This is a genomic window from Inquilinus sp. 2KB_23 (genome assembly GCF_052115705.1).
In the GTDB taxonomy this organism is placed as follows: domain Bacteria; phylum Pseudomonadota; class Alphaproteobacteria; order DSM-16000; family Inquilinaceae; genus Inquilinus; species Inquilinus ginsengisoli_A.
This window is the reverse complement of the sequence record NZ_JBFRHF010000010.1, coordinates 75747-93434: the sequence shown is the minus strand read 5'-3', so window position 1 is coordinate 93434 and position 17688 is coordinate 75747. Positions and strand designations below refer to the sequence as shown.

Below are 17688 nucleotides of genomic sequence, written 5' to 3'. Positions count from 1 at the left end.
TGGTCGCGTTGCCTCTCCCGCGAGCGGAGAGGTCACGCCGAGACTGCGATCAGACCCAGCTCGGCGAGGTGTCGTAGATGCCCCGGCGCTGGCCTTCGACGGCGCAGCGCAGGGCGTTGGTCACATGGTTCTCGCGTCCCGCAGCAGCGGCAGGATCTCGCCGGTCCGCTGGTCGGTGCGGCAGCTGTACAGGCGCCAGCTCGTCGATGATGCGGAAGCGCCCGCCGCGGCGAGCCGGGAGGGCGCATCTGTCGGACTGTGACATAACCATGCCACGCGACGCGGCCTCGGTCAAGAACAAAAAGCGAACATCCTAAAAAATCAGGAACCGGCCCGGGCCGGCTCATCGGTCCCGGTCAGGCGGTAGTGGTCGGCCAGGGTCTTCAGCCCGTCCTCCAGCACGCCCATCACCTTGTCGCGGTTGCGGCCCTGCTGCTCCGCCACCACCGACACGTCGTACTCGTAGCAGCAGACCGCGACCACCACCGCCCCGACATGCGCCCCGAGGCAACGCAGCGCCGTCCTGTAGGCCGCCAGGGTGTCGAGCTGGACCTCCCCCGGCGTCCGCGTCATCGCCGTGCCGCGAATGCCCGGCGGCAGCTCGCCGTCGCGGTTCTGCGCCCCCAGCACGCCGATCTCGAACTGGCCGCGCAGCGTCTGGCCGGCGGAATGCATGCGCCGGCTGATCGAGCCACGGGCGATCATCCGATCTATAGGCGCCTGCACCAGGCGGCCGACCGGGGCCCCCAGCGCCGTGCCGGTCGGCCGATCGACGATGCCGGCGGCGTGCCGGGCCCGCTCCGGCGTCTCGCGCATCACCGCGGCCGAGGGCTTCTGTCTGGTTCTGTCCTTCGCCATCACCCCTCCGCGGCCGGTTCAGGTCGTCATCATTTGGGCGGCGCAGCCGGTCAGCGAGCGCCGGACATAGGGCGCGCCGATCCAGGTGGCCGGCCCTGATGGTTCGCGCAGCTCGTGCCGGGCGAAGTCGCGGCGGGCGACCGCGGCGTCGTAGCTGGCCGCGCTTTCCGGGGTCGGTCGGGGCCAACCCTCCTGCCCGGCCCGCCGCCGCTCCATCGCCTGCCCCAGGGCCAGGAGGCGATCCGGGCTCGGCCGGATCGGCCGCCGCACCGTGCGCTGGCCGGTGGCGACGACCTCCAGGACACGGTGGCGTTGCGCGCCGATCACGGCGATCCGGCCGGCGGTCTGCAGCCGCCGCAACTCATAGCTGATCAGGCCGGGATTGTTGCCGATGCGGTGCCCGCCAGCCCGAAGCGCCCGGGTCAGCTCGGTGCACGAGGGCGTGACCGTGCCGGCCGCCGCCGCCGCGGCCACGAGGGCGAACAGCGCCTGGCTCCGGTCGCTCAGGACCGGCGGCCTGCCGGCACGGCCGCTCATGCCCCGGTCCCCGGCGCCGGCGTGGCGGCGGCGTTGACGAAGGCGAAGCCCGATCCGGTCGCCAGCAGGCAGGCGGTGCCGTTGGGCTGGACGCCGAGCACGGTGAAGGTGGCGCCGTCGGCCGAGGCCAGGACCTCGATGACGAAGCCCTGGTCGGCCAGCATCCGGGCCACCGGGGCCTCGTGGTAGCGCTCGTTCAGCGAGGCGGCGATGATCTCATAGGGTGCGCAGGGGCTCTGCTGCGGGGCCTGCGCGGCCGCCGGGACGGCGAGCAGGGCGAGGCCCAGGATGGGGCCGGCGGCGCGGCTGGACAGGACGGATGCGAAATTCATCGGACGGAACTCCTGCAAGGGCGGTCTGCCGGGCCGCAACGGATCGGGACGAGGAAGCGCGGGTGGGGCTAACCGGCCGCCCCACTTAGCAGCACCAGGGCCACGGTCAGGCCGAGCAGCACGGCGACGGCCAGGGCGTCGAGCAGCCGAGAATCCATGGTCGGCCTCCGGGTTTGGTGGCGGGACATCGGCGATCGGCCATGTCCAGATCGAGATGTTACACATATTGGGAAATATCGACAAGCTGATATTTCCCATTTTGGGGAATGACATTTATCTCAAAATGCCGGATAGTCCCCAAAATGGGGAACGGACTGAAACGACTGCGCCTGGCCAGGGCCTGGACGCACGAACAGGCGGCGGAGGCCATGGCCATCTCGCGCAGCCAGTTCATCAAGCTCGAGCGCGGCGAGCGCCGGCTGACTGCGGACTACATCCGGCAAGCAGCCGAGGCCTTCGGCGCGGGCGAGCTCGAGGTGATGGGCGCGGCCGGCACCGTGCCGCTGGTCGGCAAGGTCGGCGCCGGCGCGGAGGTGCATCTGTTCGATGGCGACGCGTCGTCGGAGCAGATCGACGAGGTCGACGCCCCGCCCGGCGCCGACGAGACCACGGTGGCGGTGATCGTCTCCGGCGATTCGATGTTCCCGCGCTATCTCGAGCGCGAGACCATCTACTACCGCCGCGCCGACGCCTCAGCTGACCCCACCAGCCTGATCGGGCGCGAGGTGGTGGTCCGCCTGGCCGACGGCCGCACCTTCGTGAAGGTGCTGCGCCGCGGCTTCAGCCCCGGCTACTTCACCCTCGACAGCTACAACGCGGCGCCGATGGAGGATGTCGTGGTCGAGTGGGTGGTCCCGGTGAAATGGGTCAAGCGCGACTAGCGGCCGGCCCGCTGCGACGCCTTCTTGAGCAATCCGTCGTTCAACGTCCCCGCGCCGATCGACTTCGCGACGCCCGACGCCGTTCAGCCGACCCTCTCTACTTTTCAGTGTTTGTTCATATTTCCCATTTTGGGGTTGTTTTGGATACACGAAATGGGGATGATCCCTTGTGTCTGCGATCTGGCTTCCGGGAAGCGCTTCGGCGGCTCGCCAGGATGCCCGCTTCCGGGGAGGGGTCATGTCGCCGAGCCAGCGCCTGCTGCAGATCATCTCGGCCAACCGTCCTCGGGTGCATGGCGGGCTACGCGGCGGGTTCGAATTGCTGGCCGGCCCGGCCACGCCGCAATTCTGGAAGCGCAAGGCGGCGGAAGGGCTGGTCTGCCTGCGCGAGAACCGCAGCGCGCTGCGGGCCCTCGGCGTGACCGACGGCGCCGGGCCTGCCCGCAGGCTGGCCGCGGTCCGCAGCTTTCGGCTCAAGGCCGCGGCGCTGGTCCGAGCTGTCGCGGAGTAGGCGATCGCGGGACGATCGCCACATATTGCAACATTCCCGGACACCCCTCACACTCCATTGATGTCCAGCCCCCTCCCCCCCTCCAGCCGGGCGCTCGCGCCGCGCCGGCACGACGAGATCCTCCGGCGGCTCGCCGCCGATGGCTCGGTGTCGATCAGCGCGCTGGCGGAATTCTTCGACGTCTCCCGCGAGACCATCCGGCGCGACATGAAGCAGCTGGCCGATGGCGGCCGCCTCGATCTCGTCCATGGCGGCGCCACCCGCCGCGAGGGCCAAGAGCCGGCACTGGCCCAGCGCAGCACCGAGAATGCCGAGGGCAAGGCGGCGATCGGCCGGACCGCGGCAGCCCTGGTCGAGGACGGCATGGTGGTCTTCCTCGATTCCGGCACCACCACCCTGGCCGTGGCCCGGGCGCTGGGCGAGCGCCGGAATCTGACGATCTGCACCGTCGGCCTCACCATCGCCCAGCTGCTGTGCCACATCCCGGGGATGCGGGTGCATCTGCTGGGCGGGGAGATCGACCCGCGTGAGGAGGCCACCAGCGGGATCGATGCGCTGGAGGCGATGGCCCGCTTCCGCATCGACATCGCCTTCCTCGGTGGCGGCGGCCTGTCGGCCGATGGCGAGGTCACCGACTACACCCGCGCCGGGGCGGAGCAGCGCAGCCGGATGGCCGCCGCCGCTGGCCGCGCCTATTTCGTGCTCGACCACGGCAAGTTCGGCCGCCTGACCCCGCTGCGCATCCCGCGGCTCGAGGCCGCCACCGGCCTGATCGTCGACGCGCGCCCTCCCGCCCCAACGGCTGAGGCCTTGGAGCGGAAGGGGCTGGAGCTGATCATCGCATCGCATTGATGTTGCATTTTGTTGCATTTCCTGTTGATTTCTGACCGACGCGCCTTATCCTGACGCCGCCCCTCGCAGCGGAAGGTGCCTCATGGCGCATGATCTCCCCACCCACGCCCGTGCCGTCATCATCGGCGGGGGCATCGTCGGCTGCTCCGTCGCCTACCACCTGACCAAGCTGGGCTGGCGCGACGTCGTGCTGCTGGAGCAGGGCACGCTGTCCTGCGGCACCACCTGGCACGCCGCCGGCCTGGTCGGGCAGCTGCGGTCGCACCAGAGCCTGACCCGGCTGATCCGCACTTCGACCGAGCTCTATGCCGCGCTCGAGGCCGAGACCGGGCTGGCCACCGGCTGGAAGCAGTGCGGCTCGCTCAGCGTCGCCCGCACCGCCGAGCGCATGACCCAGCTGAAGCGCACCGCCTCCGCCGCCCGGGCCCAGGGCGTGGCGATCGAGGTGCTGACCCCGCGCGAGGCCGGGGAGATGTACCCGATCATGCGCACCGACGACCTGGTCGGCGCGGTGTGGCTGCCAGGCGACGGCAAGGCCAACCCGACCGACATCACCCAGGCGCTGGCCCGCGGCGCCCGCGACGGCGGCGCCCGCATCATCGAGAAGATCCGGGTCACCGGCATCCGCACCAGGAATGGCGAGGTCACCGCGGTCGAGACCGACCAGGGCACCGTCGTCTGCGGCAGCATCGCGATCTGCGCCGGCCAATGGTCGCGCAAGGTCGGCGAGATGTGCGGCGTCAGCATCCCGCTGCATTCGGCCGAACACATGTACATCGTCACCGGCAAGATCGACGGCGTGCACCCCGACCTGCCGGTGATGCGCGACCCCGACGGCTACGTCTACTTCAAGGAGGAGGTCGGCGGGCTGGTGATGGGCGGCTTCGAGCCCGACGCCAAACCCTGGGGCATGGACGGCATCCCCGACAAGTTCGAGTTCCAGCTGCTGTCGGATGACTGGGACCAGTTCGAGATCCTCATGACCAACGCACTGCAGCGGGTGCCGGCGCTGGAGACCGCGGAGATCAAGACCTTCCTGAACGGCCCGGAGAGCTTCACCCCGGACAACAACTTCCTGCTGGGCGAGGCGCCGGAGGTGCGCAACGTCTTCGTCGCCGCCGGCTTCAACTCGATGGGCATCGCCTCGGGCGGCGGCGCCGGCCGGGCGCTGGCCGAATGGATGGTCGGCGGCGAGCCGTCGCATGATTTGTGGCCGGTCGACATCCGCCGCTTCGCCCGCTTCAACAACAACGCGCAGTGGCTGAAGGACCGGGTCAAGGAGACGCTGGGCCTGCACTACGCCATGCCCTGGCCGAACCGCGAGCTGGACACCGCGCGGCCATTCCGGCGGTCGCCGCTGTACGACCGGCTGGTCGCCAAGGGCGCGGTGTTCGGGTCGAAGATGGGCTGGGAGCGGCCGAACTTCTTCGCTTCGCCCGGCACCGAACGGCGCATCGACTATTCCTTCGGCCGCCAGAACTGGTTCGCCGATGTCGCGGCGGAACAGCGGGCAGCGCGCGAGGGCGTGGCCCTCTTCGACATGACGTCCTTCGCCAAGTTCCTGATGCAGGGGCCGGATGCCGAGGCGGTGCTGCAGCGCCTGGGCGCCAACGACATCGCCGTGCCGGTCGGCCAGACCGTCTACACCCCGCTGCTGAACAGGCGCGGCGGCTTCGAGAGCGACCTGACCATCGCTCGGCTGGCCCGCGACAGCTTCCTTCTCGTCACCGGCACGGCGCAGGCGACCCGCGACGCGCATTGGATCCGCCGGCAGATCCCGGAGACGGCCCGCGCCGTGCTGACCGACGTGACCTCGGCCCATGCCGTGATCGGCGTGATGGGCCCGCAGTCGCGCACCCTGCTGCAACGGGTCAGCGGCGCCGCGCTGGACGCCGCGGCATTCCGGTTCGGCGCCATCCGCGAGATCGGCATCGGCCACGCCACCGTCCTGGCCGCGCGCCGCAGCTATGTGGGCGAGCTGGGGTGGGAGCTGTACGTCCCGACCGAATTCGCCGCCACGGTCTACGACACGCTGGGCGCGGCCGGGGCCGATCTCGGCCTCAGGGACGCCGGCTATTACGCCATCGACGCCCTGCGCATCGAGAAGGGCTACCGCGCCTGGGGCCGCGAGCTGACGCCGGACGACACGCCCTGGCAGGCCGGCATGGGCTTCGCGGTCAAGCTCGACAAGGGCGTCGACTTCATCGGCCGCGCCGCGCTGGTCGAGGCCAAGGCGGCGGCGCCGTCGCGGCGGCTGGTCTCGTTCCTGGCGACGGAGGCGGAGACGCCGATGGCCTGGGGTGGCGAGCTGATCCTGGCCGACGGCGCCCCGTTCGGCGAGGTCACCTCGGTGGCCTATGGCCATGCGGTCGGCGGCCTGGTCGGGTTGGGCTGGGTCAAGTCGAACGGCCGCCCGATCGACGAGGCCTGGCTGGCGCAGGCGCGCTTCGCCATCGACATCGCCGGCGAAACCGTCCCGGTGCGCTGCAGCCTGAAGCCGTTCTACGACCCCGAGAGCAAGCGCCTGCGGAGTTAAGCCGGCGCCCGGCTGGTCTCGAACAGCGCCATCACCAGGCGCGACGGCGGTCGGTCGCCGAGGCGGACCAGCGCCTCGACCATCTCCGCCTGCGAATCCGCCAGGGGGATCGGGACGATCCGCGGGTCGCCGTTGAACTCGGCCCGGGTGATGACGCCGATGCCCAGCGCATTGGCCACCGCCTCCTCCAGCGCCTCTCGGCCCTCGACCAGCATCGCCGGGTCGACCTGCAGGCCGTGGCGGGTCAGATCCTCCTCCAGCAGCCGCTGGGTCACCGAACGCGATTCGCGGAAGATCACCGGCTGGCCGGCGAATTCAGCCAGCGTCACCGCGGCCCGCCCGACCCAGAGATGGTTGCGCGGCACGATGGCCACGATCGGCTCCCGCCGCAGCACCTGCGACACCAGCCGGCCGTCGACCAGCAGCGCCGCCGTCACCGCCGCATCGGCCTCGTAGGTCAGCACCCGCTCCATGCACTCCTGGGCATTGGCGATCATCAGGTTGACCAGGATGCCGGGATAACGCTCGCGGAAGGCGGCGATCAGCTTGACCGCCAGGTCGGGCGCGTCGGCGGCCAGGGTCAGCGATCCCGAGATCAGCGTGCCGGCCGAGGTCAGGATGTCCCGCGCATCCCGCTCAAAGGCGAAGAACTGCCGGGTCACGTTGAACAGGCGCCGCCCCAGCGGAGTCGGCTCCACGGTCCGGGCTCGCCGGTAGAACAGGGTCACGCCGAACTCCTGCTCCAGCCGGCGCACCTGGTCGGAAATCGCCGGCTGGGTCAGGTGCAGCGCCTCCGCCGCCCTGGAGAAGCCGCCATGCTCGGCCACGGCGTGGAAGGCGCGGAGCTGCGCGTACTGCATGTCTCAACCCTCTAGGCCGGCCGCCATCACATATAAGTCACATCGATATGATAATCTTTTTTATCGATTTTACAGATGCACGGTCCTGCCACAGAGTCCAGCCCGTCAGCGCCAATCTGGAGGAGACACCCAGCTCATGACCGCGGTCGAGCCCCTCTCGGGAATTCCGTTGCCGGCACCGGCCGGTGGTGAGCCCTATCTCCTGACCCCCGGCCCCCTGACCACCGCCCGGTCGACCAAGGAAGCGATGCTGGTCGACTGGGGCTCCTGGGACGGCGAATTCCGGGCCCTGACGGCCGAGCTGCGGCGCCGCCTGGTCGAGATCGCCGGCGGTGGCGACGCCTACGACTGCGTCCCGCTTCAGGGCAGCGGCAGCTACGCCGTCGAGGCGATGCTGGGCAGCTTCGTGCCGCGCGACGGCAAGGTGCTGGTGCTGATGAACGGCGCCTACGGCCAGCGCATCACGCGGACCCTGGGCTATCTCGGCCGCGCCCATGTCACCCTCGACAAGGGCGACTACCTGCCGCCGCGCGGCCACGAGGTCGGGGCGATGCTCGACGCCGATCCGGCGATCACCCATGTCGTCGTGGTCCATTGCGAAACCAGCTCCGGCATCCTGAACCCGATCGAGGAGATCGCGGCGGCGACGGCGGCGCGCGGCCGCAAGCTGCTGATCGATTCGATGAGCGCGTTCGGGGCCGCGCCGCTGGACGCCGCGACCCTCGGCTACGAGGCGATGGTGTCCTCGGCCAACAAATGCATCGAGGGCGTGCCCGGCTTCGGCTTCGTCGTCGCCCGCAAGGATTCGCTGGCCGCGGCCAAGGGCAACTCGCACTCGCTCAGCCTCGACCTGCACGACCAGTGGGCGGTCATGAACAAGACCGGCCAGTGGCGTTTCACGCCGCCGACCCATGCGGTCGCCGCCTTCCTCGAGGCGCTGCGCCTGCATGCGCTGGAGGGCGGCCAGCCCGGCCGGCTGGCGCGGTACACCCGCAATCGCGACACGGTGGTGGCGGGGATGCGCGGCCTGGGCTTCGAGACGCTGCTGGGCGACCGCTTGATGTCGCCGATCATCGTCACCTTCTTCGCCCCGGCCGACCCGGCCTTCCGCTTCGACCGGTTCTACGCGCTGATGAAGGACCAGGGCTTCATCATCTATCCCGGCAAGCTGACCGTGGTCGACAGCTTCCGCATCGGCTGCATCGGCCAGCTGGACGAACACGTCATGCGCCGCGTGGTCGCCGCCGCGGACCAGGCCCTGGCGGCCATGGGCGTCGCCACCGCCGCCCCGCCCTCCTCCGCCCTCGACGAACGCAAGCTGCAGGCCGCCTGAGATGAACACCATGACCCCGACCCTGGCGCGCAGCACCGGCGTCCCCACCATCACCGTCAACGGCCGCGACTATGCGATGCCGAAGCGGCCCGCCGTCGCCATCTGCGTCGATGGCTGCGAGCCCGCCTATCTCGACGCCGCGACCGAGGCCGGGCTGATGCCGGCACTGCAGGCGATCCGGCAGAAGGGCACCAGCCGGCACGCCCACAGCGTGATCCCCAGCTTCACCAACCCGAACAATCTGTCGATGGCGACCGGCCGCCCGCCTTCCGTGCACGGCATCTGCGGCAACACCCTCTACGACCGGGAGACCGGCGAGGAGGTGATGATGAACGACCCGAAGTTCCTGCGGGCGCCGACCATCTTCCAGGGCTTCTACGACGCCGGCGCCCGGGTCGCGGTGGTCACCGCCAAGGACAAGCTGCGCGCCCTGCTGGGCCACGGCCTGCGCTTCGACGACGGCCGGGCGGTCTGCTTCTCCTCCGAGCGGTCCGACCGCACCACCCTGGCCGAGCACGGCATCGACAATGCCAGCGAATGGCTCGGCCGCGCCGTGCCCGAGGTCTATTCGGCGGAGCTGAGCGAGTTCGTCTTCGCCGCCGGGGTACGGCTGCTGGCGGACTTCCGGCCCGACGTGATGTACCTGACCACCACCGACTACATTCAGCACAAATTCGCGCCGGGTGATGCCGAGGCGAACCGCTTCTACGCCATGTTCGATCGCTATCTCGGCCAGCTCGACGCGCTCGGCGCCGCCATCGTCATCACCGCCGACCACGGCATGAAGCCGAAGCACCTGGCCGGCGGCGCGCCGGACGTGATCTATGCGCAGGAGCTGCTCGACGGCTGGCTCGGCAAGTCCGTGGCCCGTGTCATCCTGCCGATCACCGACCCCTATGTGGTCCATCACGGCGCGCTGGGCTCCTTCGCCACCGCCTATCTGCCGGAGAGCGTCGACCGCGCCGCGGTGCTGGCGAAGTTCCAGGCCGTCGACGGCATCACCGTCGCCATCGGCCGCGAGGAGGCCTGCGCCCGGTTCGAACTGCCGCCGGACCGGATCGGCGACATCGTCCTGGTCTCCGCCGAGAACAAGGTCATCGGCACCAGCGCCGACCGGCACGACCTCAGCGCGCTGAAGGAGCCGCTGCGGTCGCATGGCGGCCTGACCGAGCAGGTCATCCCCTTCATCGTCAACGGCCGGCTGCCCGACCTCGGCGACGCCCCCGGGCTGCGCAACTTCGATGCCTTCCAGGTCGCGACCCGCCTCGCGGCGGTGTCCTGAAGCGAGGGGAACGAGCATGTCCACGGTCACCCCACTGACCTTCAAGCCCGCGGCCGAGCGGCCGCTGCGGCGGGAGAAGATGCGGATCGCCGGCCGGTCGGTCGGCACCGACGAGGTCATCGAGATCCGCTACCCCTACACCGGCACCCTGGTCGGCACCGTGCCGGCGGGCCGCGCCGAACATGCCCGGCAGGCCTTCGCCGCCGCGGCGGCCTACAGGCCGAAGCTGTCGCGCTACGAGCGCCAGCGCATCCTGTTGCGCACCGCGGAGCTGCTGGCCGAGCGGCGGGACGCGCTGTCCCACCTGATCACGCTCGAGCTCGGCATCTCGAAGAAGGATTCGCTCTACGAGATCGGCCGCGCCTTCGACGTCTTCACTCTGGCCGGCCAGCTGGCGATCCTCGACGACGGCCAGACCTTCTCCTGCGACGTCACCCCACACGGCAAGGAGCGCAAGATCTACACGCTGCGCCAGCCGGTCGGCGTGATCTCGGCCATCACCCCGTTCAACCATCCGCTGAACATGGTGGCGCACAAGGTGGCCCCGGCGATCGCCACCAACAACTGCGTGGTGTGCAAGCCGGCCGAGGCGACGCCGCTGACCGCCATCGCCCTGGCCGACATCCTGTACGAGGCCGGGCTGCCGCCGGAGATGTTCCAGGTCGTCACCGGCTGGCCGGCCGAGATCGGCGACCAGATGATCACCGACCCGGACATCGCCCTGATCACCTTCACCGGCGGCGTCGCGGTCGGCAAGATGATCGCCTCGAAGGCCGGCTACAAGCGCCAGGTGCTGGAGCTCGGCGGCAACGACCCGCTGATCATCCTGAACGACCTCGACCCCGACGACCTCGCCCGCGCCGCCGACCTGGCGGTGCAGGGCGCCACCCGGAACTCCGGCCAGCGCTGCACCGCGGTGAAGCGCATCCTGTGCCAGCAGGGCGTCGCCGACCGCTTCGTGCCGCTGGTGCTGGAGCGTGCCAGGCGGCTGCGCTTCGGCGACCCGATGGACCCGGCCACCGATCTCGGCACCGTGGTGAATGAGCACGCCGCGGCCACCTTCGAGCGCCGCGTCCATGACGCCGCCGAACTGGGGGCCGAGGTGCTGTACAACCCCGGCCGCAAGGGCGCCCTGCTGCCCCCGATCGTGGTCGACCGGGTGCCGCATGAAAGCGAGCTGGTGATGCAGGAGACCTTCGGCCCGGTGATCCCGATCGTGCGGGTGCCGGATGACGACATCGCCACCATGGCGATCTCGAACTCCACCGCCTTCGGCCTGTCCTCGGGCGTCTGCACCAACCGGCTCGACCGCATGGTCGCCTATGTCAACGGGCTGGATGTCGGCACGGTCAACCTGTGGGAGGTTCCGGGCTACCGCACCGAGATATCGCCCTTCGGCGGGATCAAGGATTCCGGCAACGGCCACAAGGAAGGCGTGGTCGAGGCGATGAAGAGCTTCACCAATGTGAAGACCTACTCGCTGCCCTGGGCCAGCTGACCCGGGCCTGACCCGGAGACCTCAGCCGACGTGGTCCCAGACGTTGTCCTGCGGCTGATAGCCGATCAGCCGGCGCGTGGTCTCGATGTCCCACGGCATGCCCGAATTGGCCGACATGCCGTTGACCACGATGCCCGGCGCCGGCCAGCCGGCCGCATCGGCCACCAGCGCGCGCTCGATCACCGCCAGCAGGTCGCGGTTGGACAGCCACATGTTGCGGAACCAGCGCAGGTTGCGCACCTCGTCCGGGTCGGCCCCGGCCGCGCCGCCAGGGACGCCCGCGGCGCTCAGCGTCTCCGGCAGGTTCGCGCCGGGCTGGCACCAGCCGATGCGCACGCTGACGGTGGTGAACGCGCCGCCCGACAGCGCCGCGCGCGCATTGCAGATCCGCTCGCCCATCAGCTTCGACGCGGCATAGCCGAAGTCCTGCACGGTCTGCTGGCCGTTGAACCACCGCGTGCCGGGGCCCGGCGGCAGGTCGGTGCGCAGCCCGCCCGCCTCCAGCCCGTCGGCCAGCGGCGGGTCCTTGTACTGCCCCATCACATGGTTGGACGACGCGAACACCAGCCGCCGGACGCCGGCCTCGGCCGCTGCCCCGACCAGGTTCGCCGTCATGTCGAACGACGCCGCCGCCTCCGCCCAGGACGCATCGGGCAACGGGTTCTGCGCGGCGAGATGGACCACGGCGTCGACGCCCTGCAGCGCCTCGCGCCAGCGGCTGTCGAGCGGGTCCGTCAGTTCGGCCTCGACCGGCCGCACCCGCGGATCATCGGCAGCCGGCGCGTGGCCGACGCGGTCGACGGCGACCACGCGCTCGCACCAGTCTCCCGCCAGCAGATGGGCCGTCAGCTTGCGGCCCAGATTGCCGCCGGCACCGGTGATGAGGACGCTTTGCGGCATCGAGGAACGCTCCGACTGCACGCCGGCAACGCAACCGGCGGCGCGTACTGGACCACACCCGATGCGTGCTGAGAAGGCACCGGCGACGCAGATTGGCCGTGTCAGAACGCCTGGTGGCGCTTCACCAGGGGCTGGCGGTCCGGGCCGTGCCAGCCGAGCTGCGGCAGGATGTGATCGATGGCGTCGTGGAGAATCTGCTCGTAGTCGTGAAGTTCGAACTCGTAGGGCAGTTCCAGCCGCAGCTCCCGGACTTCGGCGAGGACGGGGTCCCGTGCCAGGGCCTCGAGGATCTGGTCGGACGTCCCGACCAGATCCGGCGCGAACAGCATCCGCCGCTCGCCCTGGGGCTTCAGGGGGCGCTCGTGGCGGCTGGCGGCAAACTCCGCGTATCGGGCCCGGGTGCGCGCATCGGCGCTGTCGGTCGGCACGATCACCCGGCCCAGGGCCACGCGCGCCGGGCGCAAACCCCGGTAGGCGGCGCGGTAGGCATCGAGCTGGCGCCGCTGGGCCACGAAGAAGTCGTCGGTGTCCTCGCCGGAGGTGACGTTGCCGATCAGCAGGTTGAGGCCGCTGCGGCCGGCCCAGCCGGCCGAGCGCAGCGACCCGCCGCCGTACCACAGCCGGTCGACCAGCCCCGCTGCATGCGGCTGCAGCCGGGGCCGATGGCGGCCGGCGGCATTGACGATCACCCGGTCGGGATCGCCGAGATAGGTCCCGCGCAGATTCTCGGCCAGGCGCTCCACCCGGCCGTAGGACAGGTCGTAGCCGATCCAGTCGCCATCGAAGACGCGCGGGCCCAGCAGGTCGGCATGCGGCGGCACGCCGGCGCTGAGCCCGACATTGAGACGGCCGCGCGACAGCACGTCGACGGTGGAGAGGTCCTCGGCCAGGCGGTACGGGCTTTCATAGCCGATCTGGATCACCGCGGTGCCGAGCTGGATGCGGCTGGTGCGCTGGCTGGCGGCGGCCAGGAACACCGACGCCGACGACACGCCGGGTTCGAGATGCCGTTGCCGGACCCAGGCGCTGTCGAAGCCGAGGTCTTCCCCGAAGGCGAACAGGCGCAGCGTCTTCTCCAGCCCGTCATGGGGGTCGTCATCCGGGTAGCTGCCCGGGGTCAGGAAACCCGCATGGTCGAGGGTGATCGGGAATGATCCCATGATCCGGTCCTTGTCGCTGGGTAGGGCTGGGCGGGCGTCAGAATTTCGGCAGGCCGGGCGGGTTGGTCTGGGCCACATCCACCGCCTCCTCGCCCAGGCTCCAACGGGAGAGCGCCTGGGCATATTTGCCGTCTGCGATCACCGCATTGATCGCCGCGGTGAAGGGGGCCGCGAGGCCGCTGCCCCGGCGCGTGGTGATGCCGACCTCCGCCGCCAGCGGCCAGCCTGAGCTGACGGTCCCGACCGGCTTGAGATGGCCGTTCCGGGCGGCCTGGTAGGCCAGGGCGGAGTTGACGCTGAACTCCGCATCGGCGCGGCCGGACTGGATGACCAGCGGCCAGGCGGCCACGTCCTCGTAGTACAGCAGGTCGGCGGCGGCGAGGTTCTGCCGGTTCCATTCCAGCAGGATCCTCTCCTGGTTGGTGCCGGGGCTGGTGATGATCTTGAGGCCGGCGATGTCCTTCGGCTCGCGGATCGCCTGGATCGGGCTGTCGGATTTCACGTAGAAGCCGTGCAGGCCCTTGCGGTAGGTCGAGAAGTCGAAGCGCTGCTTGCGCTCCTCCGTCACCCCGACATTGGACACGACGGCGTCGAACTTGCCGGAGACCAGGCCCAGCGGCCAGTCCTCCCAGGCGATCGGCACCAGCACCAGGCGCCGGCCGAGGACATCGGCGACCAGCTGGATCAGATCGGGGTCGGCGCCGACCACGGTCCGCGCATCCGTGGCATAGGTGGCGATCGGCGGCGTGCTCGGCGCGACTGCGATGGTCAGGGCCCCGTCCTCGACGAATTTGAAGTCCTTCGGCAGGGACGCGGCGATCGCGTCGTCCTTCTGCGCCCGAACGCGGTCCGGCTGCTCCGGGCTGAGGTCGAAGGTCTGGGCCGAGGCCGCGCCGCCGAACCCCAGGGCGACGAAGAGGACAGCGATCGCGGCGGCTGCCGCCTTCCTGGAAACGGTCACACCCAATTCTCCCTCGCAAAACTGTGATGGTCCCGCCCGACCAGGCCGAAAGCGCCATCACATATACAATCTCAATTGACAGTTTGAAAATACATATGCGCAATAGAGATGTGAATCTTGATAATTATGCAGATAAAATATGTTCTATAGGCCTTCCTCCGTGATCGTGGCGTGCGGCGCCGAACCGCGCCGCCCGGGCGTGGTGCCGGCGCCCGACCCGTCCCGTGGCGGGCCGCTGCGGCGCCTGCCCGCCCGGCTGCACCCCGATTCCATGGCAATCCCCTTCCGACATCGAGCTTCCCGCGAGGCCGCATGACCACCCGCGACGCCGAGATCGAAGCCAGCCCCCGGATCCGTCCGATCCCCAAGGCCGCGGAGCCGCAGGTTCGCTGGCCGGATCCAGCCAAGCCGCGCGACTATTCCGGGCACCGGATCGTCGGCGCCCGCCACCCCGGCCGCCTCGCCGGCACCCTGTTCGCGGCGGTCGTCATCATCGCCGTGCTGCAGTCGATCCTGACCAATTCGCGCTGGGAATGGGACGTCTTCGCCGAGTGGTTCTTCGCCGAGCCGGTGATCAGCGGGCTGGGCCGCACCCTGCTGCTGACGGTCATCGGATCGGCGCTGGGCTTCCTGCTGGGCACCGCCCTGGCCCTGGCGCGGGTCTCGAAATCGCCGCTGCTGTCGGGCCTGGCCTGGGGCTATATCTGGCTGCTGCGGTCGATCCCGCTGATCGTGCTGCTGCTGATCCTGTTCAACCTCGGCTACCTCTACGAGACGGTCTGGCTGGGCATCCCCTTCACCGAAATCGTCTTCGCGGAATACCCGACGGTCGCGCTGCTGGGGCCGTTCGCCGCCGCCATCCTGGGCCTCAGCCTGAACCAGGCCGCCTTCTCGGCCGAGATCATCCGCGGCGGCATCCTGTCGGTCGACCAGGGGCAGCTGGAGGCCGCCGCCGCGCTGGGGCTGCCGCGGTCGCGCCAGGCCCTGCGCATCGTGCTGCCGCAGGCGATGCGGGCGATCCTGCCGACCGCCTTCAACGAGATCATCGGCCTGGCGAAGGGCACGTCGATCATCTACGTGCTGGCGCTGCCGGAACTGTTCTACACCGTGCAGGTGATCTACCGGCGCAACCTCGCGGTCATCCCGCTGCTGATGGTCGCCACGGTCTGGTACCTGATCATCATGACCGGCCTGTCGGTCCTCCAGTTCTACGTCGAGCGCCATTTCGCCCGCGGCGCGCTGCGCACCCTGCCGCCGACGCCGATCCAGCGGCTGAAGGCATGGCGCGCCGGCCGCGTGGCCGCGCCGGTCCCGGCAGAGATCGAGAATCACAACCCCCTCTCCGTGCCCGCCGTCGCGCCGAAGGCCGTCGCCGCCTGGCAGCAGCCGACCGGCGCCACCGGCGAGGTGCAGATCCATCGCGTGTCGAAGAGCTTCGGCGCCCTGAAGGTGCTGGATGACATCAGCCTGACCGTCCCGTCCGGCGACGTCACCGTCATCCTCGGCCCCTCCGGCTCCGGCAAGTCGACGCTGCTGCGCAGCATCAACCACCTGGAGAAGGTCGACACCGGCTTCGTCACCATCGACGGCGACCTGCTCGGCTACCGCGAGAAGGGCGACACGCTGTACGAGCTGAAGGAGGCCGAGATCCTGAAGCGCCGCGTCGATGTCGGCATGGTGTTCCAGACCTTCAACCTGTTCCCCCACCTGACCGTGCTGGAGAACGTGATCGAGGCCCCGGTCACGGTCCGCCGGCAGTCGAAGGCGGCGGCGACGCAGGATGCCCTGGCCCTGCTGGCCCGGGTCGGCCTCAGCGACAAGGCCCATGCCTATCCCCGCCGCCTGTCGGGCGGGCAGCAGCAGCGCGTCGCCATCGCCCGGGCGTTGGCGCTCAAGCCCAAGGTGCTGCTGTTCGACGAGCCGACCTCGGCCCTCGACCCGGAATTGGTCGGCGAGGTGCTGGACGTCATCCGCGACCTCGCCAGGTCCGGGACGACGATGGTCATCGTCACCCACGAGATCGGCTTCGCCCGCGAGGTCGCCGACACCGTGGTGTTCATGGATTCCGGCCGAATCCTGGAGCAGGGCCCGCCGTCGCAGGTGTTCACCGCGCCGAAGCACGCCCGCACCGCCGAGTTCCTGGCCAAGGTGCTCTAGCCCCCTTCCCGGACCACCGGGTTCTTCACGCCGCCGCGTGCCGTCCGCGTCACCGCGGCCGGTTCCAACCGCCTCAAGACCAGGAGTCACACCATGTCCATCCGCCGGAACGCGGCAGCCGCGGCCATCGGCATCGCCGCCCTCCTCACGGCCTTCGGCGCCGCCGCCCAGACCAAGGCCTTCGACCTCAGCCCCGAACAGGCCGGCCGCGTCCACACCACCAGGATCGATGCCGCCGCGGCCTCCATCCCCGCCGGCTTCAAATTCGTCAAGGACGGGGTCTTCACCGTGGGTGTCAGCGTCGGCGACCCGCCGCTGAACACCTATGCCACCGACGCCAAGACCGTTATCGGCACCGATGCCGACCTCGCCTCGCTGGTGGCGGAAGGCCTGGGCCGGAAGGTGGAGTTCGTGCCGGTGGCCTGGGACGACTGGCCGCTGGGCCTGACCTCCGGCAAGTTCGACGCCGTCATCAGCAACGTGACGGTGACCGAGGAGCGCAAGCAGCGCTTCGACTTCTCCTCCTACCGCCAGGACGTGCTCGGCGCCTATGTCGCGCTGAACAGCCCGATCAAGTCGATCAAGGAGCCCAAGGACATCGCCGGGCTCAAGGTCATCGTCGGCGCCGGCACCAACCAGGAAAAGATCGTGCTGGAATGGAATCGCCAGAACGTCGCGGCCGGCCTGAAGCCGGCTGAATTCCTGTATTTCGAAGACAATGGGGCATCCTTGCTCGCCCTCCAGTCCGGCCGCGCCGATGTGGAGGTCAACCCGAATTCCCGCCTGGCCTATTCCGCGGCCGTCGGCGGCAAGACCCGCCAGGTCGGCGTCATCAACGGCGGCTGGCCGCTGACGGCGGAGATCGCGATCACCACCCGCAAGGGCAGCGGCCTGGCCGACGCCCTGACGGCGGCGATCAACGGGCTGATCGCGAACGGCAAATATGCCGAGGCGTTGGCCCGCTGGAACCTGACCGCCGAGGCCGTCGCCCAGTCCCGGACCAACCCACCCGGCCTGCCCAAGGTCTAAG

At 69.9% G+C, this 17688-nt stretch carries 16 protein-coding genes; 9 read left to right on the top strand and 7 right to left on the bottom strand.

The annotated features are described in order from the left end of the window. Positions 1-321 precede the first annotated feature (321 nt). Genes AB4112_RS14655 through AB4112_RS14645 form a run of 3 tightly spaced genes read right to left on the bottom strand, consistent with a single transcriptional unit; the run spans position 322 to position 1727 of the window. Positions 322-858, bottom strand: coding sequence for a DUF6456 domain-containing protein (locus tag AB4112_RS14655; RefSeq protein WP_441720632.1), 537 nt, complete (start codon positions 856-858; stop codon positions 322-324). Between the two features lie 18 nt (positions 859-876). Beyond that, a complete protein-coding gene (locus AB4112_RS14650; protein ID WP_441720630.1) occupies positions 877-1395 on the bottom strand; it encodes a hypothetical protein in 519 nt (172 codons plus the stop codon). Next, a complete protein-coding gene (locus tag AB4112_RS14645) occupies positions 1392-1727 on the bottom strand; it encodes a hypothetical protein (protein WP_309794405.1) in 336 nt (111 codons plus the stop codon). Before AB4112_RS14645 ends, AB4112_RS14650 begins: the two co-directional genes overlap by 4 nt. A 302-nt stretch (positions 1728-2029) precedes the next feature. Between AB4112_RS14645 and AB4112_RS14640 the strand changes: the two genes are divergently transcribed. The 4 genes from AB4112_RS14640 to AB4112_RS14625 all read left to right on the top strand — a co-directional run bounded on the left by AB4112_RS14640 (position 2030) and on the right by AB4112_RS14625 (position 6507). Then, the gene (locus AB4112_RS14640) at positions 2030-2608 is read left to right on the top strand and encodes a LexA family transcriptional regulator (RefSeq protein ID WP_441720628.1); all 579 of its coding nucleotides are present in this window, start codon (positions 2030-2032) and stop codon (positions 2606-2608) included. Between the two features lie 238 nt (positions 2609-2846). Beyond that, positions 2847-3119, top strand: coding sequence for a hypothetical protein (locus AB4112_RS14635; RefSeq protein ID WP_441720626.1), 273 nt, complete (start codon positions 2847-2849; stop codon positions 3117-3119). Between the two features lie 60 nt (positions 3120-3179). Further along, on the top strand, positions 3180-3971 hold the full coding sequence (locus tag AB4112_RS14630; protein ID WP_441720624.1) for a DeoR/GlpR family DNA-binding transcription regulator: 792 nt from the start codon (positions 3180-3182) through the stop codon (positions 3969-3971). Between the two features lie 82 nt (positions 3972-4053). Beyond that, positions 4054-6507, top strand: a complete 2454-nt coding sequence (locus AB4112_RS14625; RefSeq protein WP_441720622.1) for a GcvT family protein — start codon at positions 4054-4056, stop codon at positions 6505-6507. On the opposite strand, the gene AB4112_RS14620 is transcribed toward AB4112_RS14625, so the two are convergent. Continuing rightward, a complete protein-coding gene (locus AB4112_RS14620; protein ID WP_441720620.1) occupies positions 6504-7367 on the bottom strand; it encodes a LysR substrate-binding domain-containing protein in 864 nt (287 codons plus the stop codon). The two genes, AB4112_RS14625 and AB4112_RS14620, sit on opposite strands and share 4 nt — an antisense overlap. Before the next feature lie 136 nt (positions 7368-7503). Here AB4112_RS14620 and AB4112_RS14615 point away from each other — a divergent pair, with 136 nt between their 5' ends. From AB4112_RS14615 to phnY, 3 genes are read left to right on the top strand one after another with little or no spacing between them, the layout of a single operon-like run. Then, a complete protein-coding gene (locus AB4112_RS14615; RefSeq protein WP_441720618.1) occupies positions 7504-8700 on the top strand; it encodes a 2-aminoethylphosphonate--pyruvate transaminase in 1197 nt (398 codons plus the stop codon). Position 8701: 1 nt separating this feature from the next. Next, complete coding sequence (gene phnA, locus AB4112_RS14610) at positions 8702-9982, top strand: phosphonoacetate hydrolase (RefSeq protein WP_441720616.1); 1281 nt, start codon at positions 8702-8704, stop codon at positions 9980-9982. A gap of 16 nt (positions 9983-9998) precedes the next feature. Next, positions 9999-11480, top strand: coding sequence for a phosphonoacetaldehyde dehydrogenase (phnY, locus tag AB4112_RS14605; protein ID WP_441720614.1), 1482 nt, complete (start codon positions 9999-10001; stop codon positions 11478-11480). A gap of 21 nt (positions 11481-11501) precedes the next feature. Here phnY and AB4112_RS14600 read toward each other — a convergent pair whose 3' ends face one another. The 3 genes from AB4112_RS14600 to AB4112_RS14590 form a co-directional block, all read right to left on the bottom strand. Next, complete coding sequence (locus AB4112_RS14600; RefSeq protein ID WP_309794420.1) at positions 11502-12380, bottom strand: NAD-dependent epimerase/dehydratase family protein; 879 nt, start codon at positions 12378-12380, stop codon at positions 11502-11504. Between the two features lie 101 nt (positions 12381-12481). Then, positions 12482-13540, bottom strand: a complete 1059-nt coding sequence (locus AB4112_RS14595) for an LLM class flavin-dependent oxidoreductase (protein WP_441720613.1) — start codon at positions 13538-13540, stop codon at positions 12482-12484. Positions 13541-13577: 37 nt separating this feature from the next. Further along, complete coding sequence (locus AB4112_RS14590; protein WP_441720612.1) at positions 13578-14501, bottom strand: ABC transporter substrate-binding protein; 924 nt, start codon at positions 14499-14501, stop codon at positions 13578-13580. 312 nt (positions 14502-14813) lie between these two features. On the opposite strand from AB4112_RS14590, the gene AB4112_RS14585 reads away from it, so the two are divergent. Together AB4112_RS14585 and AB4112_RS14580 are read left to right on the top strand one after the other, a co-directional pair. Beyond that, positions 14814-16658, top strand: coding sequence for an amino acid ABC transporter permease/ATP-binding protein (locus AB4112_RS14585; protein WP_441720611.1), 1845 nt, complete (start codon positions 14814-14816; stop codon positions 16656-16658). A gap of 93 nt (positions 16659-16751) precedes the next feature. Beyond that, a complete protein-coding gene (locus AB4112_RS14580; protein WP_441720609.1) occupies positions 16752-17687 on the top strand; it encodes an ABC transporter substrate-binding protein in 936 nt (311 codons plus the stop codon). Position 17688 lies beyond the last annotated feature (1 nt).